The organism is Chryseobacterium sp. (genome assembly GCF_022869225.1).
Classification (GTDB): domain Bacteria; phylum Bacteroidota; class Bacteroidia; order Flavobacteriales; family Weeksellaceae; genus Chryseobacterium.
Genome location: NZ_JALIHL010000001.1, coordinates 148,655 through 174,694 on the forward strand (window position 1 = coordinate 148,655; position 26,040 = coordinate 174,694).

21 protein-coding genes and 1 pseudogene are annotated in these 26,040 nt (G+C 37.0%); 9 read left to right on the forward strand and 13 right to left on the reverse strand.

Annotation, left to right across the window (positions count from 1 at the left end):
• Positions 1 to 6: 6 nt before the first annotated feature.
• Positions 7 to 1,359 carry a TolC family protein gene (locus MUW56_RS00740; RefSeq protein WP_292011383.1) on the reverse strand — a complete coding sequence of 451 codons (1,353 nt, stop codon included), beginning with the start codon at positions 1,357 to 1,359 and terminating at the stop codon, positions 7 to 9.
• An 89-nt stretch (positions 1,360 to 1,448) separates the two neighbouring features.
• Positions 1,449 to 2,042: a TetR/AcrR family transcriptional regulator gene (locus tag MUW56_RS00745; protein WP_292011384.1), complete on the reverse strand. Its 594-nt coding sequence runs from the start codon at positions 2,040 to 2,042 to the stop codon at positions 1,449 to 1,451.
• 183 nt (positions 2,043 to 2,225) lie between these two features.
• Between MUW56_RS00745 and MUW56_RS00750 the strand changes: the two genes are divergently transcribed.
• Positions 2,226 to 5,549 (forward strand): T9SS type B sorting domain-containing protein, encoded by a 3,324-nt coding sequence (locus MUW56_RS00750; protein ID WP_292011385.1) that lies wholly within the window; start codon positions 2,226 to 2,228, stop codon positions 5,547 to 5,549.
• 36 nt (positions 5,550 to 5,585) lie between these two features.
• Here the strand turns inward: MUW56_RS00750 and MUW56_RS00755 are convergent, their stop codons facing one another.
• Positions 5,586 to 6,410, reverse strand: a complete 825-nt coding sequence (locus MUW56_RS00755) for a S1-like domain-containing RNA-binding protein (protein ID WP_292011386.1) — start codon at positions 6,408 to 6,410, stop codon at positions 5,586 to 5,588.
• Between the two features lie 129 nt (positions 6,411 to 6,539).
• Between MUW56_RS00755 and MUW56_RS00760 the strand changes: the two genes are divergently transcribed.
• The gene (locus MUW56_RS00760) at positions 6,540 to 6,986 is read left to right on the forward strand and encodes a hypothetical protein (RefSeq protein WP_292011387.1); all 447 of its coding nucleotides are present in this window, start codon (positions 6,540 to 6,542) and stop codon (positions 6,984 to 6,986) included.
• A 79-nt stretch (positions 6,987 to 7,065) separates the two neighbouring features.
• Here the strand turns inward: MUW56_RS00760 and MUW56_RS00765 are convergent, their stop codons facing one another.
• The 6 genes from MUW56_RS00765 to recQ all read right to left on the reverse strand — a co-directional run bounded on the left by MUW56_RS00765 (position 7,066) and on the right by recQ (position 14,079).
• The gene (locus MUW56_RS00765; RefSeq protein WP_292011388.1) at positions 7,066 to 7,911 is read right to left on the reverse strand and encodes a DUF4476 domain-containing protein; all 846 of its coding nucleotides are present in this window, start codon (positions 7,909 to 7,911) and stop codon (positions 7,066 to 7,068) included.
• A 165-nt stretch (positions 7,912 to 8,076) separates the two neighbouring features.
• Positions 8,077 to 9,480: a dihydrolipoyl dehydrogenase gene (gene lpdA, locus MUW56_RS00770; protein WP_292011389.1), complete on the reverse strand. Its 1,404-nt coding sequence runs from the start codon at positions 9,478 to 9,480 to the stop codon at positions 8,077 to 8,079.
• Positions 9,481 to 9,610: 130 nt separating this feature from the next.
• Positions 9,611 to 9,997, reverse strand: a complete 387-nt coding sequence (locus MUW56_RS00775; protein ID WP_292011390.1) for a cupin domain-containing protein — start codon at positions 9,995 to 9,997, stop codon at positions 9,611 to 9,613.
• Positions 9,998 to 10,034: 37 nt separating this feature from the next.
• On the reverse strand, positions 10,035 to 10,379 hold the full coding sequence (locus MUW56_RS00780; RefSeq protein ID WP_292011391.1) for a hypothetical protein: 345 nt from the start codon (positions 10,377 to 10,379) through the stop codon (positions 10,035 to 10,037).
• A gap of 77 nt (positions 10,380 to 10,456) precedes the next feature.
• The gene (locus MUW56_RS00785) at positions 10,457 to 11,539 is read right to left on the reverse strand and encodes a glycosyltransferase (protein ID WP_292011392.1); all 1,083 of its coding nucleotides are present in this window, start codon (positions 11,537 to 11,539) and stop codon (positions 10,457 to 10,459) included.
• Between the two features lie 335 nt (positions 11,540 to 11,874).
• Positions 11,875 to 14,079: a DNA helicase RecQ gene (gene recQ / locus MUW56_RS00790; RefSeq protein WP_292011393.1), complete on the reverse strand. Its 2,205-nt coding sequence runs from the start codon at positions 14,077 to 14,079 to the stop codon at positions 11,875 to 11,877.
• Between the two features lie 158 nt (positions 14,080 to 14,237).
• Here recQ and MUW56_RS00795 point away from each other — a divergent pair, with 158 nt between their 5' ends.
• From MUW56_RS00795 to MUW56_RS00810, 5 genes and pseudogenes are all read left to right on the forward strand, one after another.
• Positions 14,238 to 15,197 (forward strand): KpsF/GutQ family sugar-phosphate isomerase, encoded by a 960-nt coding sequence (locus MUW56_RS00795; RefSeq protein ID WP_292011394.1) that lies wholly within the window; start codon positions 14,238 to 14,240, stop codon positions 15,195 to 15,197.
• 254 nt (positions 15,198 to 15,451) lie between these two features.
• A pseudogene (locus MUW56_RS00800) lies at positions 15,452 to 16,260 on the forward strand (twin-arginine translocase subunit TatC).
• Between the two features lie 155 nt (positions 16,261 to 16,415).
• The gene (locus tag MUW56_RS22760; RefSeq protein ID WP_367118473.1) at positions 16,416 to 16,682 is read left to right on the forward strand and encodes a hypothetical protein; all 267 of its coding nucleotides are present in this window, start codon (positions 16,416 to 16,418) and stop codon (positions 16,680 to 16,682) included.
• On the forward strand, positions 16,679 to 18,049 hold the full coding sequence (locus MUW56_RS00805; RefSeq protein ID WP_367118474.1) for a M1 family metallopeptidase: 1,371 nt from the start codon (positions 16,679 to 16,681) through the stop codon (positions 18,047 to 18,049). The genes MUW56_RS22760 and MUW56_RS00805 overlap by 4 nt, the downstream gene beginning before the upstream one ends.
• 164 nt (positions 18,050 to 18,213) lie before the next feature.
• A complete protein-coding gene (locus MUW56_RS00810; protein WP_292011395.1) occupies positions 18,214 to 20,070 on the forward strand; it encodes a PDZ domain-containing protein in 1,857 nt (618 codons plus the stop codon).
• Between the two features lie 52 nt (positions 20,071 to 20,122).
• Here MUW56_RS00810 and MUW56_RS00815 read toward each other — a convergent pair whose 3' ends face one another.
• From MUW56_RS00815 to pepE, 3 genes are all read right to left on the reverse strand, one after another.
• A complete protein-coding gene (locus MUW56_RS00815; protein ID WP_292011396.1) occupies positions 20,123 to 21,289 on the reverse strand; it encodes a HAMP domain-containing sensor histidine kinase in 1,167 nt (388 codons plus the stop codon).
• 7 nt (positions 21,290 to 21,296) lie between these two features.
• Positions 21,297 to 22,670, reverse strand: a complete 1,374-nt coding sequence (dacB, locus tag MUW56_RS00820; RefSeq protein WP_292011397.1) for a D-alanyl-D-alanine carboxypeptidase/D-alanyl-D-alanine-endopeptidase — start codon at positions 22,668 to 22,670, stop codon at positions 21,297 to 21,299.
• Positions 22,671 to 23,071: 401 nt separating this feature from the next.
• Entirely contained in the window at positions 23,072 to 23,764 is a 693-nt protein-coding gene (gene pepE, locus MUW56_RS00825; protein WP_292011398.1) for a dipeptidase PepE, read from the reverse strand.
• Positions 23,765 to 23,953: 189 nt separating this feature from the next.
• On the opposite strand from pepE, the gene MUW56_RS00830 reads away from it, so the two are divergent.
• Positions 23,954 to 24,514, forward strand: coding sequence for a hypothetical protein (locus MUW56_RS00830; RefSeq protein ID WP_292011399.1), 561 nt, complete (start codon positions 23,954 to 23,956; stop codon positions 24,512 to 24,514).
• Between the two features lie 138 nt (positions 24,515 to 24,652).
• On the opposite strand, the gene MUW56_RS00835 is transcribed toward MUW56_RS00830, so the two are convergent.
• A complete protein-coding gene (locus MUW56_RS00835; RefSeq protein WP_292011400.1) occupies positions 24,653 to 25,141 on the reverse strand; it encodes a YdeI/OmpD-associated family protein in 489 nt (162 codons plus the stop codon).
• Positions 25,142 to 25,379: 238 nt separating this feature from the next.
• Here MUW56_RS00835 and fsa point away from each other — a divergent pair, with 238 nt between their 5' ends.
• A complete protein-coding gene (fsa, locus tag MUW56_RS00840) occupies positions 25,380 to 26,033 on the forward strand; it encodes a fructose-6-phosphate aldolase (RefSeq protein ID WP_167025367.1) in 654 nt (217 codons plus the stop codon).
• Positions 26,034 to 26,040 lie beyond the last annotated feature (7 nt).

Below are 26,040 nucleotides of genomic sequence, written 5' to 3' on the forward strand. Positions count from 1 at the left end.
AGTTTATTATGGGTTTTGTAATGTGTTCAACTCTCCTTTTGCTTTCATCAACTGAATTTCAGCCTGTTTGTAATCCAATAAAGCATTGGCATAATTTTGTTTTGCTTCAGTTAAAGAATTGTCTGTGTCAAGCAGATCTGTAAGGGTTGCCAGACCATATTGATAATTAGATTGTGTATTGGCCTGTACCTTTTCTGCCAGCGCCACATTATCTTTCATGCTTTGGATGTTGATCAGGGCGTTTTCAATATTGGTCACCGCATTTTTATAGTCTAAATTCAAGGTCAACTGTGTATTTTCGATATCCTGATTTAAATCCTGGATATCAATTTCAGCCTGCTGAATTTTAGATTTTGTAGCACCGCCGGTGAAAATCGGAATGTTTACATTTAATCCTACTGAGGCAGCATCACTCCAGTTTACACCATTACTAATCCCGTTAAACCAGGGAAATCTTGTTCCCATTCCGTACCATCCATAGTTGGCCTGAAGACTTACCGTAGGATAAAGATATGCCTCAGTGGCCTTTTTATTGAACTGTAAAAGTTCCATCTGCTTTCTAAGAACCTTAACTTCAGATCTGTTGTCCAGGTTGATCTGCCCGGCGATAAGTTCAGGCTTCGGTTCTATACTTTTTTCCTCAAGTTCAATAGGTGAATCTATCGGAACTCCCATATAGAATTTCAGTGAATTTTTAGCCAGTTCCACTCCATTAATCAGCTTTTGTTTATTGGAAGCGATATTGGTCAGCTGAACATTCGTTCTGTCAAGATCAATTGGTTTTGCCAGCCCGTTATCTACCAAGCTTTTGATAACATTTCTTACTTTTTCAGTATTGGCATAGCTTGTTTCCAGGGTTTTCAAATTTTCTTCCTGTACAAATACATTGTAATAAGCAGTTGCTACATTTACAATGATCTGTTCATTGGTTAGCTGAGAATTCAGGACATAAAACTCTCTGGTAGATTTAGCCGCTTTCAACCCGATAAAGACCCTCTGATCAAATAATGCCTGGCTCAATGATGCAGAAATACTTGAGTTCCAGGGCTGGCCCATTTTGAAAATGTTTCTCTGGCCCATAATCTCCACTACCGTTTCCTGAATGATCGGATTATAAGCTAAGTTTCCAGCTACACTGATCTGTGGAAGAGCTCCGGCTTTAGCTTCGTCAATCTTGTATTCAGCTTTTTTAACCTGTAAGGCCGCTTTTTTTGCTTCTGCCTTATTTTGGAGTGCCTGTTTGATTGCCTCCTGCAGAGAAACCTGCTGCTGGGCAGACACTGATGAAAAGCCGAAAATCATAAATGCTGCAGCTATCCCGATTTTTAGCTTTTGAGCAGTTATACGTTTTCTTTTCATAATTCTTATACTTCGTTTATTTTTTTTAAGTTGTTTTCCTTATTTTCTTTCTCAATGACGAATCACTTTCAGAAATACTTTAGTTCTGTTTAATTTTTAAACAACATATTGATAATGATCTCTCTTCGCTCTGAAATAATCTGATCATATTCTTCATCACTGATCATCAGATTTTCCATAAACAGAGGTCTGATGGCACTTGGAAAAACCAACAATGAAACCATATTCAGTATAAACTGAACGGGAGCCATTTTTTCAATATTCCCCAGCTCCATTTCTTTTTCAATATCCTTATACAGAGTTTCCAGAATATCTTCTTCAATTTCTCTCTGATGACAGGTTCCTTTATTGATCTGTGAAACGATATAAGTTTCCAGATACGGATATTGGAGGCTTGTGGCAAGACTGCTTTCTATAAATTTGCTGATCTTCTCTTTAAAAGGAAGGTCTGCCGTCTGAATAATTTTTGATTTTTCCTGCTCCACTTTCTGGGCTTCATCGAAAATGATCTGAATCAGTTTATCTCTTGATCGGAAATAATAATTAATAAGCGTTCTATTGACGCCGGCTGCATCAGCAATTTCCTGCGTAGTAGCATCAAATTTTCCTTTCACAAAGAATAAATTCTTCGCTGTCTCCTTAATCAATTCCTGTGTTTGGTCTTTTTTTGCTTGATTTGACATTTTTGTTAAACAAATTTGTGCAAATTTATAGTAAAAATTATTTTTGACAAAATTGTTAAACAAAAAAATTAAACATAATTGTTATGATTTACATCATATTTTTTATATTATTCCCGGTGAAATGGTATTTAGCCTTTGATGAAAAGAGCATTTTTATATCTTTGCCGCAAAAATTAATAACTGATGCGAAAAATTTTATTGCTGTTCTCAATTTTGAGCGGGATACTTCTATTTTCACAAAACCTACTTTGGCATTTCCAGACTAAAAGTCCTATCATAGAGTCTCAGCATTTCATTACTTTCAGTGATACAGATTCACAGGGAAACATCTATGTTGGGGGAGCATATGGACGGACAGCTTTTCCCAGTATTAATAGTATAACATTCGACAACATTACAAAAACAACAAATGCTGATGAATTGTCAAGGGCTGTTGTTGCAAAGTTTGACAAGCATAAAAATGTGATCTGGGTAAAAGAAATCAGGTCTCAATATACCTCATCATTAAATTCTTTAATTGTCGATAAGCAGGACAACCTTATCATTACCGGTTATTCGGATGGTGTAGATCTGAAGCTTGATCCTAACTCTGAAACTATTTATGATACAGGAATCAACGAGGGCAGTTCATTTATGGTAAAATTAGACTCCAACGGAAATTTTGTCTTCGGAAATATTTATAATTATGTATCCAATATGACCTGTACTGTTGATTCAAATAACACTATAATCTCTACAGGAAATTACGTTAATTATCCGCCATCATTTCTTACGGATCTGGACCCGGATCCCAGCTCAGTATTTACCCTGCCGCCTCCTAACGGTTTATTTGTTATGAAAAATACACCTAATGGAGCGTTTTCATGGGCCCGTCCGCTCCATGCCCATAATATTCCATTAATACATACGGTAAAAACCGACCACAATAATGATATCATTATTCTTGGAAAATTCGAAGCCTATTTGAAAATAGACAATACTACTTTTTCTTCCAATAATTATAATTATAACCGGAGCTTTTTAGCAAAATTCAATACGAATGGAAATTTCATCTGGTATCAGCCCTTAACGTATTACAGTGCTTATGCAGGAACTTCAAACGCTAAGATCGAACTTGATAATACCAATAATATTTATACTGCCAGCACTTACTATGAAGCACAGAATATTACCTTTCCAAACACTACAATACATGCTCCCGGTGATGGAAGAACCATAATCTATAAGATAAACAGCAATGGTCATCTGGTTTGGAATTCTCTGATCAAAGGAGATGGGAGCTATGATTTCCTCTCCATTAAACGTAATTCTGACAATACTATAAATTTCTTTGTGCGCTATACCGATAATATGATTAAGGTTGTCAACGGAAACAATAATACAGAAGAAATTGTAAAAAGAATAGACCTGGGGCTCAATTACAACTACTTATCTAATAGTTCCAAAACGTACTACTTAAAATTCAGAAATGATGGTAAATTAATTTTCAACAAAAGTGATTTTTCATCTTATGCTTTTAGCCAAAACATAGACTATGAAGGAAATATTATCCTAGCTGGATATTATGATGAATACCAGGACTTTAATCCAGATCAGGATATTAAAGAAATAAAATACACTAATAACAATATAAGTTCTTTTATCCAAAAATTTGGAAAATGTTATAATGGAACTCCCGATGGAGATAAAATACAAACGTTTTGTTCGTCTATCAATCCAACAGTGCATGATCTATATCCTAATACATCTTACACAACTTGGTATGATTCTTTAACTTCTACAGCTCCTTTGGCTGGTACTACTCCATTACAGAACAATGTTACCTATTATGCTTCTGTTCAAGATGAGTCTTGTCCACTCAACACTAAAAGGTTAGCTGTAAAAGTGATTATCAAAAATGCTCCCCAAAAATTAACGGTAAGTGACTTTTACCTCTGCACGAATGTTAATCAAATGACTTTTGCCCAGTTAAACATTAATAATAACCAAAATATCCGGTTTTATGACGCTGTAGGCAACCTGATCAATAATACGGCCTACATTATTGAAGGAGCTCAGTATTATGTTACTCAATATAATATTGAATGCGAGAGTGAAAAGGCACCTTTTAAAGTATTTTCAATACAGGGCATTACTCCTGTAGCCAATATCCAGCAAACTTTCTGCGCAATCCATAATCCTAAAATATCAGACCTCCAGATCACAGGGCAGCATATACAATGGTATGATGCAGCAGGAACAATTTTACCGGCTACAACTCCTCTTATCAACGGACAAACTTATTACGCATCACAAACCATTAACGGTTGTGAGAGTAATAAAACGGCTGTTCAGGTCACTGTAAACACAACTCCTAAACCGGCAGCCAATATCGATCAGGACTTCTGCGCTTCGGCCCATCCGACTCTTGCTAACCTGGCTGTAACGGGAACATCACTGCTATTTTATAATGCTTCAGGCAATGTACTGCCACTCACAACACCCCTTGTACATGGCCAGACTTATTATGTCTCTCAAACAGTAAACAGCTGTGAATCTGAAAAACTGGCCATTTCGGTTACCCTCTCTATCAATAACATACCTGCTAAAGACTATTCGCAAGCCATGTGTAATGATACGACCGGAAATACAATGACCGTCAATCTGCATTCTTTTGAAGGAAATATTATCAACACTCCTAACGGCTACATTTTCACTTATACAGATATGGCAGGAAATGTGATAACCAATCCTTCAGCCTATGTATTAAATTTAGGATCTACACTGATCCATGTAAAAGTAGCCACAGCTGACGGATGCTTTACAGTGGTGAGATTAAATCTGGCAGTAAATCCCAAGCCATCCATTAACCTTCCTGAAAAACTGGATTTCTGTGAAGGAAAATCTGCTGTACTGGATGCCGGACCCGGCTTCAAATATATATGGAATACCGGTGCTACGACACAAACGATTACCGTATCCACTCCCGGAACCTACTCTGTAAAAATAACGAACAGTTTTGGATGTGAGAATACAGATTCAGTGCAGGTGACTTATTCCGTGTTAGCTCAGATTGTATCCGTAGACATTGTCAATACTACTGCGACCGTTATTCTTTCCCAAACCGGGAACTATGAATACTCTTTAAATAATTTTACATGGCAGGATTCTAATGTATTCACCAATTTAAGTATGGGAGAATACACCGTATATGTAAGAACAAAATCCGGATGTATTATCGGGCAGAAAAACTTCTCTATTTTCAATATCCCGAATGCTATTACGCCTAATGGTGACGGAACCAATGACACCTGGAGAATCGCAGGGTTGGAAAACTATCCGGGAACAGAAATCTATTTATATGACAGAAAAGGATTTATGGTCTTTAGGGAAACGATCGGTAAAAAGCCATTTCAGTGGGACGGAAGATATGGTTCACAACCCATTTCCACAGGAAACTATTGGTATACTATAAAAGTTTCAGACGGAAGAACCTATAGCGGATGGCTGTTGATCAAGAACAGATAATCACAAAAAAAGAGCAGAAATTTCTGCTCTTTTTTGTTATAATAATTTTATTTTATCGTCCAGGATATCAATAATTTTATCTTTATAAAGTCCTCCGATTGCTTTCTTGAAATTCTTTTTGCTCATCTGAAGTTCATCTTTGATCTCTTCAGGAGAAGATTGATCAGAAACATAGAGAAGTCCATAATTTTCTTCCAGCTTATTCAGAATTTTCTGCTTGAATTCGTCAATATTTTCAAAACCTTCCGGCTGCAGGGAAACATCAATTTTACCGTCTTCTCGAATGGCTTTGATATAGCCTGTTTCTTCCGATAAAGGATATAATTTTTTGAAAACATCCGAAGCATAGATCAAGCCGATATATTTTTTGTTGATCACCACATTCCATCCCAGTTCACTTTCATTCATCATGATCAGATCTACCTTATCTCCTTTTTTGAATGGTAAGTCCTGATATTGAGGATTTCTTTTAAACTTAGTGGTCCCTGTGATCAGCTCCATATCTTCTTCCACATAAATGTATACCAGATATCTTTTTCCTTCGATAATTTTGGTTTTCTGCTGTTTATAAGGAATAAACAGGTCTTTGATGATTCCCCAATCCATAAATGCTCCACTTGGAAGACTCTGAACGCAGCTCATTACCGCAAACTCCCCTACTTCAGCTAATGGGATCTCAGTGGTTGCTTTTAATTTATCATCATCCTGATAAACAAAAACCTCCACTTCTTCGTCTATTTCCTGATCTTCACGAATGAATATTTTAGGCAGAAAAGCCTTTTCACCGAATTCATCTGATAAGATCCATCCTGAATTATTTTTATCTGAAATTTTTAAAGTCTGAGTTTTTCCGAGTTGCATTGATGATAAAATTAGCTGACAAAGGTACGGAAATTTGAAGATTTTCACCTATTGAATACTTTTAAGAATCATTTTATCTTTCAGAGAGCCTTTAAAACCTGTACATTTGATCCAAACAAATATTAAAATATGAAAAAATATTTGACCCTGTCGTTTCTTCTTCTCGCAATACTTTCCAGTGCACAGGTACTGGAAAAAGCAGCTTTTAATGTTGCCTATCGTTATACCGGAAGAAATGTATTACAGGCAGGTTTGGAGTTTAGATTGGGTGATACCCATTATAAATCTCTGATCATTGGACCTTCTCTACTTTATACGCGCATCAATAATACGGACAAATTTCTTCCGGAAGCCAATATTTATGTCTCCAATAACGGGCAGTTATTTGGAATATCGGCTAATCAATATTCAATAGAGCCCAGAATTGGCATTTCATTATTTAACATTTTCTTTCTCAACACCGGATATTCTTTTCCAATCAATAAAGAAAAATATTTTAAAGGAGTCACTTTCGGGATACAATTTAATATGTCACCAAAGAACTCAAAGTTCTATGATCAAATGAAAATGATGTAAATAACTAAGTTTTAGCTAAAACCAATAAAATCAGTATAAAAGTTAAACCGGGCAAAACCTGTTTCTATTGAAATAATATTTATAAATTAGAAATATATTCCATTAAGTCCCGCTTGCTGCTTTCAAAATCGAAGGCATCATATACCAGAAAATATCTATTTTTATCAGCACAATTAGGGTACATAGACTTAGCCAGTGCCAATTTATTTTTATCAAAACTCATTGATTTTACCAAATCCCTGATCTGTACAGCAGTAAACATTGAACTGCGCGTCTGCTGGTTGATCATCGCAATTTTCCCGTCATCAAATTTCTCATTCCTCTGCAGCATTTCAAAAAACTGACGGAAAGCGGCATTATCCATCACATTTCCGGGATTATTCCAATTCCCGGGTGAGTTTCCGTAAGGATTATTCCACACCTCATTCCAATCATTAAAACCATACTGCCCCTGAACCGGATATGAATCCAGCAGATACAGGCCTTCATCAGTAAAAAAGTCCAGCACCATCCGGTTATTATTCCGAAGCATTACCGTGGTTCTGTAAATTAAAAACCCATTTTCGTAGATCGAGATGGGCATTCTGCCGGACTGCAGATCGAAAAATCGGTATTTCCCGGAACCGTTGGCCATCATCTGATCTCCGATCTCAACAGTAAAAAAGCCTGGTTGAGGAATCCGTAGAAACACTTCTCCATACCCGTAATTTTTATTCCACTGATAAGTTGGTTTTCTTATAGTATTATTCCGGCTATCTGTATTCCGCTCAAAAGCCTTATTGCCTTTATTGAAATTGTTGGGAGCTTGTATCTGCATTTCCCTATCAGAAGCTTCATTTTTCAATAATTCTCCTGTCTTTCCGGCTTCCTGGGCAAAGGAACTGATTCCTGCCAAAATCAGTACACTGATAAAATTTTTTTTCATACATCAATTTTCAAAATCAAACTCCATTTTTATGCCAAAAATGGCACAGCTACGAAAGTACGAATCCTTTTTATTGGGTCCTTGATAAAAAACACAAAAAAGCTGTTTCAAAATGAAACAGCCTTCAATGTTATTATTTAAATGATTAAATCTTGTAATCAGTTATTACATATGGATCGGTCTTTTTGCTGTAGCATCCAATGCTGCTTCTTTAATAGCTTCAGCATACGTCGGGTGAGCGTGAGAACTTCTTGCGATATCTTCAGCACTTGCACGGAATTCCATAGCAATAACTCCTTCCGCAATAAGGTCAGCAGCTCTTGCTCCTATGATATGCATTCCTAAAACCTCATCCGTTTTTTCGTCAGCAATAATCTTCACAAGGCCATCAATATCACCACTTGCACGGCTTCTACCTAAGGCTCTCATTGGGAAAGATCCTACTTTGTAAGCTACTCCTTCTTCTTTTAACTGCTCTTCAGTTTTACCTACTCCAGCTACTTCCGGCCAAGTATAAACCACACCAGGAATCAAGTTGTAATTGATGTGAGGTTTCTGTCCTGCTAATATTTCAGCAACTAAAACGCCTTCTTCTTCAGCTTTGTGGGCAAGCATTGCCCCTTTGATAACGTCACCGATCGCGTAAATGTTGGCTACGTTAGTCTGTAAGTGGTCGTTTACTTTTACTCTTCCTCTTTCATCAAGTTCTACTCCCGCTTTTTCAAGAGCAAGCCCCTCTGTATAAGGTCTTCTTCCTACAGAAACCAAACAGTAATCTCCTTCTACCACTACTTCTTCTCCTTTTTTATCTTTGGCAGTGATCTTAACAGTATCTCCGTTTCTTTCCACGGCAGAAACCGCTGTAGAAAGCATAAACTTCATTCCTTGTTTCTTAAGAACTTTAGTCAATTCTTTGCTTAAAGCTCCATCCATTCCAGGAATAATTTTATCCATAAACTCAACCACAGTAACCTGAGCTCCTAATCTTAAGTATACAGATCCTAATTCAAGACCGATTACTCCACCTCCGATTACTACTAAATGTTTAGGAATCTCTTTAAGGTTTAAAGCTTCTGTAGAAGTAATTACCCTTTCCTTATCCAAAGAGATGAAAGGTAAAGTAGACGGCTTAGAACCTGTTGCAATGATGGTATATTTTGATTCGATCGTTTCAGAAGAACCGTCGTTTTTTGTGATTTTGATCTGAGTAGCAGATTCAAAGCTTCCTAATCCTTCAAAAACAGTAATTTTATTTTTGTTCATCAGGTAGTTGATTCCATCTGTATTCTGTTTTACCACTTCATTTTTACGCTCGATCATTCTTGCGATATCCGCCTGAGGCTCATTGATGATGATTCCGTGGCCTGCAAAATTGTGTTTTGCATTTTCGAAATGCTCAGAGCTGTCAAGAAGCGCTTTTGACGGAATACATCCAACGTTAAGACAAGTTCCGCCTAAAGTTGAATATTTTTCAATAATTGCTGTTTTGAAACCTAACTGTGCTGCACGGATCGCAGCTACATAACCTCCAGGACCAGAACCTATTACGGTAACATCGAATTGACTCATGTTATTGTGTGAATTTGTTTATTATTATCTATCTTAATTCTCACAAATTTACATATAAATTACCAAGCACCAAAGTGAGTTTTATCAATTTTAAAAATGATAATTATATGCTCTAGTTTTATGAAAAGTATTATTTTATGAATTTTATATTTTCTTCATTGCCTTCCTTCAGATAAATTGCGGTAAATACAAGAGGTTTTTCAGTTGATGCATTATCAAAATGAAGGATTTTCACATTTTTAGGTTCGTAAAAAGCCTCTCCTGTATGAAGTACCACTTTCTCCTGTCCTTCTATCTGAAAAAAAGCTTCGCCGGAATTGATTATTCCTAAAACCGGACAGGGATGCAGATGCTTGGGAGCACCTTGTCCTGCAGCCATTGTTATTTCCTGAATCTCTGTGGATGTTACTTTCTGATCAAGAGCCGTTTTTAATAACTCTTTTCTGGAAATTGTTTTCTGCTGGGCAATCATAACAACAGAATTCAGCATTAAAACAGCAATTATAAATGGCTTCATGATTTGGTATTTAATTTTAAGAAATCAGCATAGAAGATTACACATTTAACTTTCCTTGTCCAATAGTTCCCGTACTTTCAAAAAATGAGCCTCCATACACATACCATTCGAGGCTTTCCAGATATTCCACTGCATTTTCCGGAGTGATTTGAGGACGATCTTTTTTCGAAACAATTCCTTTATACCATCTTCCTGATTTGGAAAAGCTTTCATATTCCACAAGATAATGAATCCATATTCTTTGACACAACTTGCACTGTTGAATTGTTACTTCTCCATATCTTCCGTTCGTATGATCTATGCCTAATTCTGAACTTCTGAATTCTGTATAATGGAAGTCAGGTTTCTCACAAGCACATCCCAATTTTTGGATTTTATTCATAAATGAAAATTGGTTTTCAGATAAAATTTATAAGCCCAAAAGTAAGAAATTAACAACCTATAAAGCAAATGGAGTCATCAAGGTTTGATCAAATCCAATAAGACCTTTTCATATTTATCGAGAATAATATTTTTCGAGAACCTTGATTTAATAGAGTTTTTTATAGCATCCCGATTATAATTGCTATGAAGTATTCTTACAATCTCCTGGGCAAATCTGTCATGGTTCTCAATATCTGCAATTTCTCCGTTTACATTATGCTGAATAATCTCGTTAATTCCTCCGGGACAGTTGTTGGCTAAAGAATAAGTTCCGCAGGCACCAGCTTCCAGGAGAACATTGGGAAAACCTTCGTATCGGGAAGAAAGGACAAATAAGTCCGCATATTTCAGATACTGGTAGGGATTTTCCTGTCTGCCATGGAAAATTACTTTTTTTAATCCTAAGAGTTCCTTGGCCTGAAGCAGCAGGTCTTTATCTTTTCCGTCTCCTAAAATATGAAGCATGATGTTTTCATTTTTCAGCCTTGAAAAAACCTTCAGCAGGTTATCAAAGCCCTTTCTCGCAGACAAGTTGCCTATTGCTACAACATTTTTAAAATTGTATTTAAAACATTCAGGTTTAATGGAAACAGCCATTTTATCATCAATAAAATCAAAGTCAACAGGATTATTGATCTTGACAATTTTTTTCTTTTTAATATTAAAATTATCAACAAGATCATTCATCATATCGTCACTTTGCGCAATGATTTTCTGGTAATTATTATAAAAGTTGTAGAAGAATTTTATTTCTTTCCGGGTCACGTGCTGTGTAACCACATTCGTTTCTCTGGCAATGAATTTTGTCCTCGGGAAAAGTTTGATAAATAAGGCAAGGTATGCATTCACTTCCCCGAATCCTGAAAATACAATATCGGGTTTCCTTCTGTATATTTCGCCTAAAATAGGTTTTAAAGAATGCCTGATCCTCTCGGTATTGATATCGATAATTTCTACATCATCTTTCAGAAAATTAAGATATCCGCCCTGTTTACGCAATAGCAAAATCTTGGGCTCAAACCGATCCCTGGAAAGATGATTTGCTATAGTGGTGACAATCCTTTCTGCGCCTCCGGTTTCTAAGTCCGGCAGAATAAATATGACAGATATTTTTTTCATCAGTTAAAGTTACTAAAAAGTTTCATTACGTGTCAATATTGGGATGATGAAGATTTTTGTGATTCAGCTTCTTTTTTGCCATTCGGATAAGACTATTGGAAATGAATCCCTGATGAGCTGAAATCATGTAAGAACGCAAAGGTTTTTGTCTGTTTGCTCTTGATAGATGCTGTACGGGTAACACAAAATGTCCGTTTTTTACAAGGAAAGAATATAAATGTACCTATTCCGCTATCCCTAACCCTTACAAAAACAGCATATTGTACTAAAAATCAAAAGAAAAAAAAGAACCTTTTATGAAAAGGTCCTTTTTTAATTTTTTCAAATTTCATTCCTTAGTTCGCTACATCACTGATGAATTTAATCCTCAACATTCTTACTTCTTCGTCAGAAAGTTCATCTCCAAATTCATCAAGCAATACTTTCATGCTGTCGCTTTCGGATTCGTTCATAAATTCCATAAAGCCATCCACGATATCTTCGTCAAAATTATCTTCAATATAATAATCGATATTCAGTTTTGTTCCCTGATAAACGATACTTTCCATTTCTTTCAGAAGTTCATTCATGGAAAGGTTTTTCGCTCTTGCAATATCTTCAAGGTCTATTTTTTTGTCTGTACTCTGGATAATGAAAACTTTATGGCTGGATTTATTAGCGACCTGTTTCAATACCATATCCTGGGTACGTTCAATATGATGATCCTCTACATAAGTTTTTATAAAATCGGCAAATTCTTTACCGTATTTTTTAGCTTTCCCTTCGCCTACGCCATAGATTTTGGCAATTTCTTCTACTGTGATCGGATACTGTACCGTCATATCTTCCAAACTTGGATCCATAAATACAGTATAGGGTGGAATTCCGTGCTTTTTAGCCACTTTTTTCCTCAGCTCTTTTAATTGATTAAACAGATTCTGATCCAGACCTCCGCTGGCCTGCTGCTGAACCTGATCGCTCTCTGCTTTTGCCTGAGTAAGATCGAATTCTCTGTCTTCTGCGATTAAAAACACATCTTTAGCTTTACCATTCAGAACATTTCTGCCCTTTTCAGCAATTTTTAAAACCCCATAGGTTTCAATATCTTTCTGTAAAAAATTCTGAACAGTAGCCTGTCTTAAAATCGTTTTCCAGTAGTTGTCTTTTTCTTCTTTTCCAAAACCAAAGTGGGAACTCTGCTCTAATTTATAGGACTTTGTAACTGCCGTTTCTTTTCCTACGATTACAGAGATCAGATCTTTAGCTTTGAATTTTTCTCCGGTGTCATTGATCAGTTCCAAAACTTTGTCCAAATCAGCAGTTGCATCTTTCAGTTTTGGAGGATTGGAAGAGTTGTCACACATATGGGCCCCATCTCCTTTTACCGGATCAAAACTTTCCCCAAAATAATATAAGATATACTGTCTTCTGCTCATTGAAGTTTCGGCATAACCTACCACTTCATTCAAAAGCTGCAATCCAATCTCTCTTTCGGATACAGGCTTTTGTGCCAGAAATTTCTCTAGCTTCTCAATATCTTTAGGATCGTAGAACGCAATACAGTGGCCTTCGCCGCCATCTCTGCCCGCTCTTCCGGTTTCCTGATAATAACTTTCCAGTGATTTCGGGAAATCATAATGGATCACAAAACGTACATCAGGCTTATCAATTCCCATCCCGAAAGCAATTGTTGCCACAATGACATCCACTTCTTCCATCAGAAACTTGTCCTGATTGGCTACCCTTACTTTTTGGTCAAGACCGGCATGATAAGGAAGAGCATTGATACCATTGACCTGCAAAAGCTGGGCAAATTCTTCAACTTTTCTTCTGCTCAGGCAATATACAATTCCTGATTTTCCTTTATGCTGATTGATAAATTTAACGATCTCCTTATCGACATTGATTTTCGGACATACCTCATAATACAGATTAGGACGGTTGAAACTTTCCTTAAAAACCAGTGCATTGGTCATTCCCAATGTTTTCTGGATATCATCCTGAACTTTTGGAGTGGCCGTAGCTGTCAAAGCGATTACCGGTACGTTGGCAATCTTATCAATGATTTGTTTCAGGTTTCTGTATTCCGGCCTGAAATCATGGCCCCACTCTGAAATACAGTGTGCTTCGTCGATAGCAAAGAAAGAAATTTTAACTTCTTTCAAAAAGTCCAGATAATCATCTTTGATCAATGATTCAGGAGCTACATACAAAAGTTTGGTCTTTCCGCTTTTGATATCGTCAAAAACCTGCTTTGTCTGTGTCTTGTTTAATGATGAATTTAATACATGTGCTACCCCATCATCAGAGGAAAGGCCATTCACTGCATCTACCTGATTCTTCATTAACGCTATTAAGGGCGAAACGACTATTGCCGTACCTTCGGAAATAAGTGCCGGAAGCTGGTAACATAATGATTTTCCACCACCTGTAGGCATCAAAACAAATATATCCTTCCCATTTAAAAGGTTTTCTATGATTTGTTCCTGCTGACCTTTAAATGTAGAAAACCCAAAATACTTTTTCAATTCGCCTGATAAATTGGCTTTTTTTGCGCTCATCTAATTTTCTATTGCTAAATTTGCATCTAACCCAAAGTTACAAAAATTCTGCTTAAAATAAAAGCGAACGAATTTATAAAAAATAAAACTTATATTAAATATTCTTTTTAAAATATAACGTTTTTTAATAACTTTTTTGTATACCTTATTGTATTAAAATGGACAGAACCAACATTATATCAATTGCTAAAAGCACTTTAGAAATAGAGATTTCTGAACTCGAAAAATTAAAAAACAGAATTGACGACCAATTTGCAGAAGCCGTGGAAATTATTCACTCGGCAAAAGGCAAGCTTATCGTGGTAGGAATAGGGAAATCAGCCCATGTGGGGAATAAAATTGTGGCCACCTTAAATTCTACAGGTACACCGTCACAATTTCTTCATGCCTCAGAAGCCATCCATGGAGATCTCGGGGTTATTCAGAAACAGGATGTGGTTTTATGTATCTCCAATTCCGGCAATTCGCCTGAGATTACAAACCTCGTTCCTTATTTAAAGGATTATTCTTCTGCACTGATCGGAATGACAGGGAATAAAAACAGTAAACTTGCTGAATTCTCTGAAATTATCCTGGACACCCATGTGGATGTGGAAGCCTGCCCTAATAAACTGGCTCCTACAAGTTCTACCACTATTCAGATGGCGCTGGGAGACGCCCTGGCAGTAGCTTTAATGGAACTCAATGATTTTAAGGCCAATGATTTCGCCAAATTCCACCCGGGAGGAAGCTTAGGAAAAAACCTGACTTCCAGAGTCGGGCAGTTTCTTTCTTCTCAGAAACCTCAGGTTGCAGAAGAGGCCACCATAAGGGATGTCATCATCTCTATCAGTGCATCCAGTCATGGGATCACTGTTGTAACGAATGAAGATCAAATCATCGGGGTCATTACAGACGGGGATTTAAGAAGAATGCTGATGAAAGGTGAAGACATCAGTAAAGTTTTAGCTAAAGACATCATGTCCGCCCACCCGAAAACCATTGAAAAAGAAGCTCTTGCAAAGCAAGCCATGAAAGTCTTAAAAGAAAATAATATCGGCCAGCTTATCGTAACTGAAAACGGAAAGTATTTCGGGATTATCGATCTGCATAAGCTGCTGGACGAAGGAATTAACTAGCATTTTAAAATGTCCCGATAAAATTAGAAAAGAAATGACTTTCTGAATCGGGAGATGAGGCTTATGACGAATGGCGGAGCCCAATAAACATGGCCGCAGATGAATTGCTGACAGAAATGATCATCAAAGAAAGAGAATATGACTTTAGTTTGTGCAGACCTCAGTAATTTTAAATTTCAAACATCGGACATTTAATCAAATATTTCATAAATTTGTCCCTTTAAAAATTTTATTCTGTGAGTGATGGTAAAGAAATGTCCTTCCTTGGGCATATAGGAGAATTAAGAGGTCATCTCATCCGCTCGATTATTGCTATTGTAATTGCTGCCTTTGTAGTAGGGTTCAATATCAACTGGATTATGGACCATATCTTTTTTGGACCAACGAGGAATGACTTTCCTACTTTTAGAGTCGTTAATCACTTTTCAAGAATGCTTTTAGGAGAAGACAGCATTCACCTTCCAAAAGACTTCCCTGTACGTGTACAAAGGCTTTATCAGCAGTTTAACGTGATGATGGCCGTTTCTATTTTTGGAGGAATGGTGGCGGCATTTCCTTATATTGTTTGGGAATTATGGCGTTTTATCGGGCCTGCTTTACATCCCAGAGAGAGAAAAATTCCATTTATATTATTAATGCGGTATGGATTCTTTTTATGACAGGGGTTTTATGTGGTTATTTTTTAATTCTTCCTTTCGCAGTCAATTTTGGAGTCATTTTTAAAATTTCGGATATTATTGTCCCGCTGTATGACCTGAGTGATTATACAACCTTATTTTTACAGGTTATTTTAGGAATGGGTGTGATTTTTCTTTTCCCGATTCTGATCTATTTCCTGACAAGCATTGGAATCCTGACTCCGATATTTATGAAAACCTATCGTCGTCATGCGATTGTTTTAATTATGGTGGTTGCTGCAATCATTACTCCGGCAGATGTTTTAAGTATGCTTATGGCTGCTTTCCCGCTGGTAATCCTATATGAATTCAGTATCATGATGTGTAATTTCACTTATAAGAAGGTACAGAAAAACAACGGGAACTTACCGGCTGTCCAGAACTAGAAAATATATTAAAATATAAAGCCCGGCTGTCCCGGGCTTTTTTTATAGACGGAAAAGAAGTATTCCTATTCTATATATTTACATTTTTACCTTTTCGCAATCCTGCTGTGAATTAAATTTTTTATTTTTGAAAATATTATTAATTAAGTTTCAAAATGAGAAAGTTATCATATACGCTTTTATTTGCATCAGGACTTGTTTTCGGACAGTTCTTTGAAAAAGACAAGGTATACACCAAACAGGATACTTTAAAAGGTTCAAATACACCGTTCCGTAATTTCTGGGATGTCAAAAAATATGATCTTTCTGTAGAGAGCCTGATTTTGAACAGAAAAGCATCAAAGGGAATAATAAGATCAGCTTTGAGATCATTAAGGATGTTACCAATCCGGTGTTTCAGATCGATCTACAGCAGCCTATGAAAGCTGATAAAATCGAAGGAAACTTCCCGATCGCCAATTATAAGCAGGATGGGGACTTCATTTTTGTTACAGCCAATAAAAAATTTAAAAAAGGAGAAAAATATACCCTTAATATTATCTATTCCGGAAATCCGGTCATTGCCAAAAGGGCTCCCTGGGACGGAGGCTGGGTATTTACCAAAGATGAAAAAGGGCATCCCTGGATGAGTGTGGCTGATGAGGGCATCGGGGCTTCCATATGGCTTCCTACCAAAGATATCTGGAGCGATGAGCCTGATAACGGGATTATCATGAAAATCATTACCCCTAAAGACCTTGTAGGAGTGGGTAACGGAAGATTGATCGATAAAAAAACAACCGGAAGTAAAACGGCTTATACCTGGGAAGTGAAAAATCCTATCAATGCCTACTCTATCATCCCCAATATCGGTAAATATGTGAATTTTAAAGATACTTTTAATGGGGAAAAAGGGAAGCTGGATCTGGACTATTGGGTGCTTGACTACAATTTAGATAAAGCAAAAAAACAGTTCCAGCAGGTAAAGCCAATGCTTTCTGCCTTTGAATACTGGTTTGGCCCTTACCCATTTTATGAAGACTCTTACAAATTGGTTGATTCTCCTTACCTGGGAATGGAACACCAAAGCAATGTGGCTTATGGGAACAAGTATCAGAACGGCTATCTTGGAAATGATCTTTCAGGAACAGGAATTGGTCTTAACTGGGACTATATCATTATTCATGAAAGCGGACACGAATGGTTTGCCAACAATATCACTGCAAAAGACCAGGCGGATATGTGGATTCATGAAAGTTTTACCATGTATTCCGAAATTCTTTTCACAGAAAAATATATGGATAAAAAGTCTGCGGATATCTATGCTATAGGATTAAGAGATAAAATTCAGAATGATGTTCCTATTATCGGACAATACGGGGTAAGAAATGAAGGCAGCGGTGACATGTACCCTAAAGGAGCCAGCATGATTCATACCATGAGACAGGTCATCAATGACGATGAAAAGTTCAGACAGATCCTAAGAGGATTAAATAAAGAATTCTATCATCAGACGGTTACTACCCAGCAGATTGAAAATTATCTTTCGTCAAAATCCGGAATTGATTTTTCAAGCGTCTTTGATCAATATTTAAGAACGACAAAAATTCCAACGCTAGAGTATTCTCAAAGTGGAGAAACCTTGAAATTCCGTTATACAGATATCGTTAAAAACCTGAAACTGCCTGTCAGGATCAATGGTGATCAAACCATAAACCCTACGGAAAACTGGCAGACCGTAAAGCTTAATAAAAGCGGCCCCGTTGCATTGAATAAGAACTATTATATCAATTATAAAAACGTTCAGTAATACTATAAAAGGCAAATTCGCGAGTCAGCAAATTTGTCTTTTTGGTTTTTGCTTTTTGCTTTTTCACTGATGAATTGATCTTAAAATTTTAAGAAAAGTTTAATATTCTGTTTCGTAACAAAGTGAAAAAAAAAGCAACTATTTAACTATAAAAAATAAACCTAATGAGAAAAACAGCACTTAGCTTAGGCTTTTTTGCCGCTTTTTTAGCGAATGCCCAATCCATTAAAACCACCATTGACCTTGTCAATGTAAAAGATGATAAAGTAGCCGTTACGATGGAGTTTCCGAAAATGAAGTCCGGTGATGTCAAGTTTCACTTTCCAAAGACGGTTCCCGGTACTTATTCTGAAGATGATTACGGAAGATTTATAGAAGGAATCAAATTTTATGATAATAAAGGTAAAGAACTGACCTATACAAAGGTGAATGACAATACTTACTCATTAAAGAATGCACAAAACCTGAATAAAATTACCTATCTGGTGAATGACAGCTTTGATGAAGAAATGGATACCTCGAAGCATAAAGCTGTATTCTCCCCGTCAGGAACAGATATCGAACAGGGAAAAGTGTATATGGTGAATACCCACGGATTTATTGGGTATATCGAAAATATGCAGGATGTACCTTATCAGCTGGTTATTCAAAAACCAACCGATTTTTATGGAACAACTGCTCTGGTAGACCAGGATCAATCCGAAGCAACAGATACTTTTACGTTAGCCAATTATGCCAAGGTGACCGATTCACCATTAATGTATACCAAACCGGACTATATTACCTTTAATGCAGGTGGAATGGAGCTTGTATTAGGTGTTTACTCTCCAACCGGAAAATACAAAGCTGCAGATTTCAAAGATAATCTTGAAAAGATGGTGGTCGCTCAAAAGAAATTCTTAGGAGATATGAACACCAATAAAAAGTATGCGATCATGCTATATCTTTCAGGTGGTGACAGCCCGCAGATCAAAGGTTTTGGAGCGTTGGAGCATCATGAATCAACAAGTGTAGTACTTCCTGAAATGATGCCTAAAGACGCCATTGACAAAACCATTACGGATGTCGTTTCCCACGAGTTCTTCCACACAGTAAATCCTCTGAAAACCCATTCTGAAGAGATCCATTATTTCAATTATGCGGATCCTAAAATGTCACAGCATTTATGGATGTATGAAGGGGGAACAGAATATTTTGCCAATTTGTTCCAAATTCAGGAAGGACTGATCAATAAAGACGAGTTTTTACAGAGAATCAACGAGAAGATCACCAACTCAAAAAATTATAATGATACCATGCCGTTCACGGTGATGAGTAAAAATGTCCTGAAAGAGCCTTATAAAGATCAGTACAGAAATGTTTATGAAAAAGGAGCTCTTCTGGCCATGTGCCTGGATATTGAACTGAGAAAGCTTTCGAACGGCGAAATGGGCTATCGTGATATGATCAGAAAATTATCTCAGAGATTTGGTGAAAACAAGCCTTTCAAAGATGATAAATTAATTGATGAACTGGTAACGGTAACCGGATACCCCCAGGTAAAAGATTTTTACAACAAATATATTGCAGGAAATCAGCCTACCCCTTATGCGGAATATCTGAATATGGCGGGTGTAGAAGTACGGAAACAGGAAACTCCTCCTATTTTCTGGTTTATCAAGGACCCGAACCAAACCGGTTTTGACGATAAGGATAACGCTTTTGTTTTTGATGAAAATTCAGCATTATCTCCTTTTGCTAAGAGCATTGGATTCAAAATCACCGATAAAGTTCTTGCTCTGGACGGTAAGACCGTCAATATTAAAGAGGTACAGTCTTTTATCAGTTATACCAAAACCATTAAGGAAGGACAGAATGTTACAGTAACGGTGCTAAGGAATAACGGAGATAAGAAAGAGAAAATCAATCTCACAGGAAAAGCGATCCTGGATAAGCTGACGATGGAAATGCTTACCTATAAAGCCAATCCAAGCCCGGCAGAACTGAAACTGCAGAATCAGTGGCTGACTGGGAAGAAATAAATATAAAAGCGGGGATATTTTCCCCGCTTTTGTTTTATCATATCATAAAATTTTAACTTTTCTTAATTGTAATTCTAAAGGTGCTTCCCTTTCCTACCTCAGTCTGTGATATTTTAATATCTCCATTATGATATTCATGCACCACTCTTTTCGCCAGTGAAAGACCTAATCCCCAGCCTCTTTTTTTTGTGGAATATCCCGGTTTAAAAGCATTTCGGGCCTGCTGTTTGGTCATTCCGCTTCCCGTATCTTTAACTTCAACCAGAATATTTTTATTTCTCTCAAAAACCGACATCGTAATGTCTCCTTCTCCCTTCATGGCGTCAACAGCATTTTTTACCAGGTTTTCAATGACCCAGCTCATCAGAATTTTATTGTGGGGGACCAGCAGGGTGTAGGCAGGAAGCTGTAAAGTAAAATTAACTTTCCTGGAAATTCTGGTTTTTAAATAATCATAATTCTCCCGAATGGTCTCATTAAGATCCATATCATTCAACTCAGGAACAGAACCTATTTTTGAAAATCTTTCAGAGATTGTTCGCAGTCTCTCGATATCTTTTTCAATTTCATGCACCCCTTCCGAATCCGGAGTATCAAGCTTCATGATTTCCATCCAGCCGATCATTGAAGATAATGGAGTCCCGATCTGGTGAGCGGTCTCCTTGGCCAGACCTGCCCAAAGATATCCTTCATCAGTCTTTTTGATTGTCCTGAAAAACCAGAAAGAAAATCCAAAATAAAGCAGAATAAACAATCCTAAAATATAAGGTGAATACCGCAGGTTATTTAATAAACGTGAATTGTCATAATAAACAAACTGATTATTTCCGTCAGGCACCTTAATCTCAATAGGATCATAGTTCTTTTCCATGCTTATCATCAGATCATGCAATTTTTCTGGGTCCTTTATGCTGCTTTCCGGAATATTTCTGTAATATCCAAGATCAAGGATAGGCTTTCTGTCTTTATCTGTTACAATGAACGGAATGGTATTATTAATATTAAGAATTTCCGGCAAAAGATCCAGGACATCCGTATCGGGAGACTTTACCTCTTGCTGAATCCTTATCGCTTTAGAAAGAAGATTGATCCTTTTGATCTCTTCTTTTCTGAGAAAATTGATCAGTGTGGTGGAAGCGACTACAATGCCTACCACTAAAGCAGTCATCATAACAAAAATGATCCAGTTATTCAGTCTGGTTACTATGGATTTTCTCAAAGTATTTTTATTTTAAAACGTTCAGAATTTTCTGCAGCTCTGTATTTCCACTTCCCTGATAATTGTTGATAATAATTGAAAACACATATTTCTTACCATCTTTTGCGGTATGATATCCTGCAAAAGATTTAGTATCTCTCATGGTCCCGCTTTTCATTTTCATGCCATTCTCCTGAACCGGGAATCCATCATAATAAGCTTCAAACCATGACTGTTTTTTGGCATATAACAATGCCTGTACCTCAGCTTTCGCCGCGACATAATTCTGGGGAGAAAGCCCGCTACCGTCTGCAAAGTTGATCATATTCGGGCTGATTCCTTTTGACGTCCAGAAATCTTTCAGATAAGCGACACCGCTTTTAAAACTGGGATTGCCTTTTTTCTCTTTTCCCAGAGTTTTAATTAAAGTTTCCCCATAAAGATTGATGCTCTTTCTTAAAAACCAGTAAACAATTTTATCGAGGGTCGGAGACTGGTACGTCAGGATAATATTATTTTTAGGCGCTTTCAATATCTGTTTTCCTTCTATTTCCAGTTGTGAATTAGTCACTAGATTACCGGAAAACTCAATTCCGGATTCTTTCAGCCATTGTTTTACTTCTGCACCCAGTTGCAAAGGAGGATTAGGGGTGGAACCGGAAACTGTAACCGTTTTTCCTGCCGGAAGCATGCCGTTGATTAAAGCGACATTGGAATGAGGGGCTGTAAAGATCAGACTTTGGTCTGAACTTCCTCCTGGTTTAAGGTCATTGAGCCATTTTACGTCCTGTAACGGATAGGAAAAACTTTTAAGATCGGTTCCATTAATCGTAATATCGAATTGGTTTTCTCTCCAGTTGATCCCCCATACTCCTGCTCCATAATAGTTTCCCAGGTCATCCCAGGGCCATCCTCCCGGAATGGTCTGATGATCAAAATAGGTGTCATCAATCACCAGGTCTCCTGATATTTTGGTGATCCCGGAACTTTTAACGGCCTCTATCAATTTCTTTTTAAAATTTTCCGGTTTATACGCATCATACCGCCAGCTTCCCAAGGTAGGATCTCCGTTTGAACTGATGAAAAGGTTTCCGTTCAGCATACCGCCGGATATACTTCCGGAATAGCTTGATATTGTTGTATAAGTATAGTTTTTGCCTAACGTTTCCAGGGCTGCTCCGGCAGTGAAAATTTTTTGGGTAGAAGCAGTGGAAAGTCCTTTATTTCCCTGATATTCGTATATAAAATTGCCATTTTCATCGGAGACATAAAATGATAAACTAGAAGCTGCTGCCCCTGAAGAATCCATCAGGTCTGTGGTTGCCTTATCTAGTTTCTGAGCCATATTCTGAGCAGAAATAATCTGTACAGAAAAGGTGAGAACTGCAAGTGTTTTTTTCATTGCATTGTTGTTTATTCAAATATAAAAAAAGATTTTGCCTTCATTCAAATTCACGTGTATGATATTATAAAAGCGGATAAAACCTGTTCTAAAGCCCAATGATCATTTACTTTTTAAAATAATATTGCACCTTTCCCACAAGGTGATTCACAAGAACATCCATAATTCACAATAGCTCCAGTTTTTATCAATAGTAATATTGGTTTACCTACAAACATTAAAAACCGCTTTTCCGGATCTTTTGTGAATTCAATCCAAATAGAATGGATCTCCCATTTTTCAGCTTAATACCGTAGCAATTCATCTTGATGGATTATTCTTGAGTATGCCAGCTTATGAATAAAAAGGATGAAGAAAAAAATAAAATAATTAACAGGCCTCATCATACACTTATGAAAGGATTAAAGTCTGCTTCCGGATTCTATCTCATAAGGTTCTTTATCCTTTTCAAAAATCCTTGTCAGTTCGCTTCCCTCAACGGTTATGGTATCTCCAATTCTTCTGATCCAGTTTCCTTCTCTGAGCCCTACTACTTTGATATCATTCTGGGTAAGAAATTCTTTGATCCTGGTTTCTCTGGTTTCTCCATTGTGTTTCAAGTCAGGATTCGGATCAAGATAATGCGGATTGATATTGAACGGAACCAGCCCCATACAGTCGAAGCTTGGCGGGTAAACAATCGGCATATCGTTCGTGGTTTTCATATTCTGGCCTCCGATATTACTTCCGGCGCTGCAACCCAGATAAGATTTGCCGGCGGTTACATTCTCTTTTAAAACAGACATCAGCCCCTCTTCATGGAGTGTTTTCACCAATAAAAATGTATTTCCGCCTCCTGTAAAATATCCTTTAGCCTGGTTCAGTGCCTCAGCTTTATTTTCAAATTCATGAAGGCCTTTTACCTTAATAGTCATGGTTTCAAAGAAGGATCTTGCTTTCGCTGTGTATTCATCATGAGAAATACCGCCGGGTCTGGCAAATGGGATAAAGACAATTTCATCAATTCCTTTATATAATTGGATTAATTCTTCTCTTAAATATTCCAGATATTCTCCACCGAAAATGGTGGATGTTGAAGCTAATATGATATTCATATAGAAATTATATTGATTAAAAAATACTTGAATTACAAAGATAAACTCAAACACCAACGAATCAAAAATTAAATTAAAAAAAACATTTAACCCGTTAATATTTTCTAAAAAAACTTAAAGCTTCTAAAATTTAAGCTTTTCTGGAATTATTATTGAATTTTAAAACCTAGAATTTTAAATATAAGAATTATGAAAATGGCTAAAGTTAATATTAAAAATCTATTCGTAGGTCTGATGCTTATAGGAAGTGCAAGTTTTGTAAATGCGCAAACAACTCAGACGGATAGCACCACTAATACGGCTAACACAGCAGCTGTAAATCAATCAGGTAATTCAACTATTGAAGGTCTTAAAAAACAAATCGAGGCTAATCCAAAGGATACCGAATCATTGGCAAAACTGGCTGCAGCCTATCAGGAGGCTTCAGATTGGACCAATGCAATTGATACCTGGAAAAAAATATCGGTGTTGCTACCGGATTGGGCGCCATCTTATTACAGCCAGGCATATGCCTATCAGTCTGCTAAGGATGATGCCAATGCAAAAATTGCTTATGAAAAGTATATTGCCACTGTAAAACCTGAAGAAGTGGAGCAAAATAAGAAAAATCTGGCTTATGCCTATTTCTATCTTGCCTTTACAGAACAGCAAACTGACCGCAATAAAGCAAAAGAGCATATTGCTAAATCTATACAATATGACCCTACCAATCAAGATGCTATAAAATTGAGCAAAACTTTAAACTCATAATAAAAAAACCGGAAAGATTTCCGGTTTTTTTATTTTTTGCCCTCAGATATCCTCACCCAAAATTCTCAATCCATCATCTGAAATCTGGTGTCTGAAATCTGAAGTCTTATCTCTGATTCTTGATTCTCAGCTCTTACCTTAATCAATCCTTTTACCAAAAAAATCTGTTTCACCGTGCAGATGCCGGATGATTTTTTCAATATTCCGATGGATAGCGGCTTCGGTTTTCAAATTATGGATGTAGCGGATCAGCTCATATCGTCTTGAAGGAATCAGTTTTTCAAAATTGGCTGTAGCCAGATCACTTTCTCTGATCGCCTTTTCCAATTGGGGATGGATGGAAATACGTCTGTCAGAACCGTCATACTCTAATACAACCTCGATGACTTCTCCTATTCTTTTGGGAGAATTTTTCAGCATCAGTACATTGACATACAGTCTCCATTCTCCTAAATACTTCATCAGGTTCTGTTGAAATTCCTTGCCGTTCACAGTTCCTCTCACCGGAACCGGGCTTTTATTCTTCCCTGCAGCTTCAAAAATATGATCCAGAATTTCTTCCGGAACAAAAACAAATGGGTTGATTCCGATGATTTCCAATGGAGCTTCAAAATGGTTGTCTTTCATGCAATAACAAATTTAATCTGATTTTGTGAATGGACAAAATATTCGTGATAGCAGATGTCAGATATCAGACGGCAGATGTTGGATGAAAGCAGGCCATATCTTTTATCCTGAGCTCTTTCAGCCTGCCCCTTCAAACTTTCCTCCAGTCTTGAAGCCAAACATGCGCTTCTAAAAATCATGTCTCATAACTCAATTAATTCGTTATCTTTGCAGAAATAAATCTATTTAATTTAAAGAAATGAAATTTTTTATTGACACAGCTAATTTAGAGCAAATCAAAGAAGCTAAAGACCTTGGTATTTTAGATGGGGTAACCACTAATCCTTCATTAATGGCTAAAGAAGGAATCCAGGGAGCTGAAGCAATCAAAAACCATTACAAAACGATCTGCGAACTTGTAGATGGAGATATTTCTGCTGAAGTACTTTCTACCACTTATGAAGAAATGATCAAGGAAGGAGACGAATTGGCTGCCATCCACCCGAATATCGTGGTAAAGATCCCGATGATCAAAGATGGTATCAAAGCATTAAAGTATTTTTCCGATAAGGGGATCAAAACCAACTGTACCTTGATCTTTTCAGCTGGACAGGCTCTTTTGGCAGCAAAAGCAGGGGCTACCTATGTTTCTCCATTCTTGGGAAGACTGGATGATATTTCTACAGACGGCTTAAATCTTATTCAGGAGATCAGATTGATTTTTGACAACTATATGTTTGAAACAGAAATCTTAGCAGCATCTATCCGTCACTCAATGCATATCATTGACTGTGCTAAAATCGGAGCCGATGTTATTACCTCTCCTCTTCCTCCGATCTTGAGCTTATTAAAACACCCTTTAACAGACAGTGGACTGGCTCAGTTTATTGCAGATTCCCAGAAATTAGCGTAAGAATCAA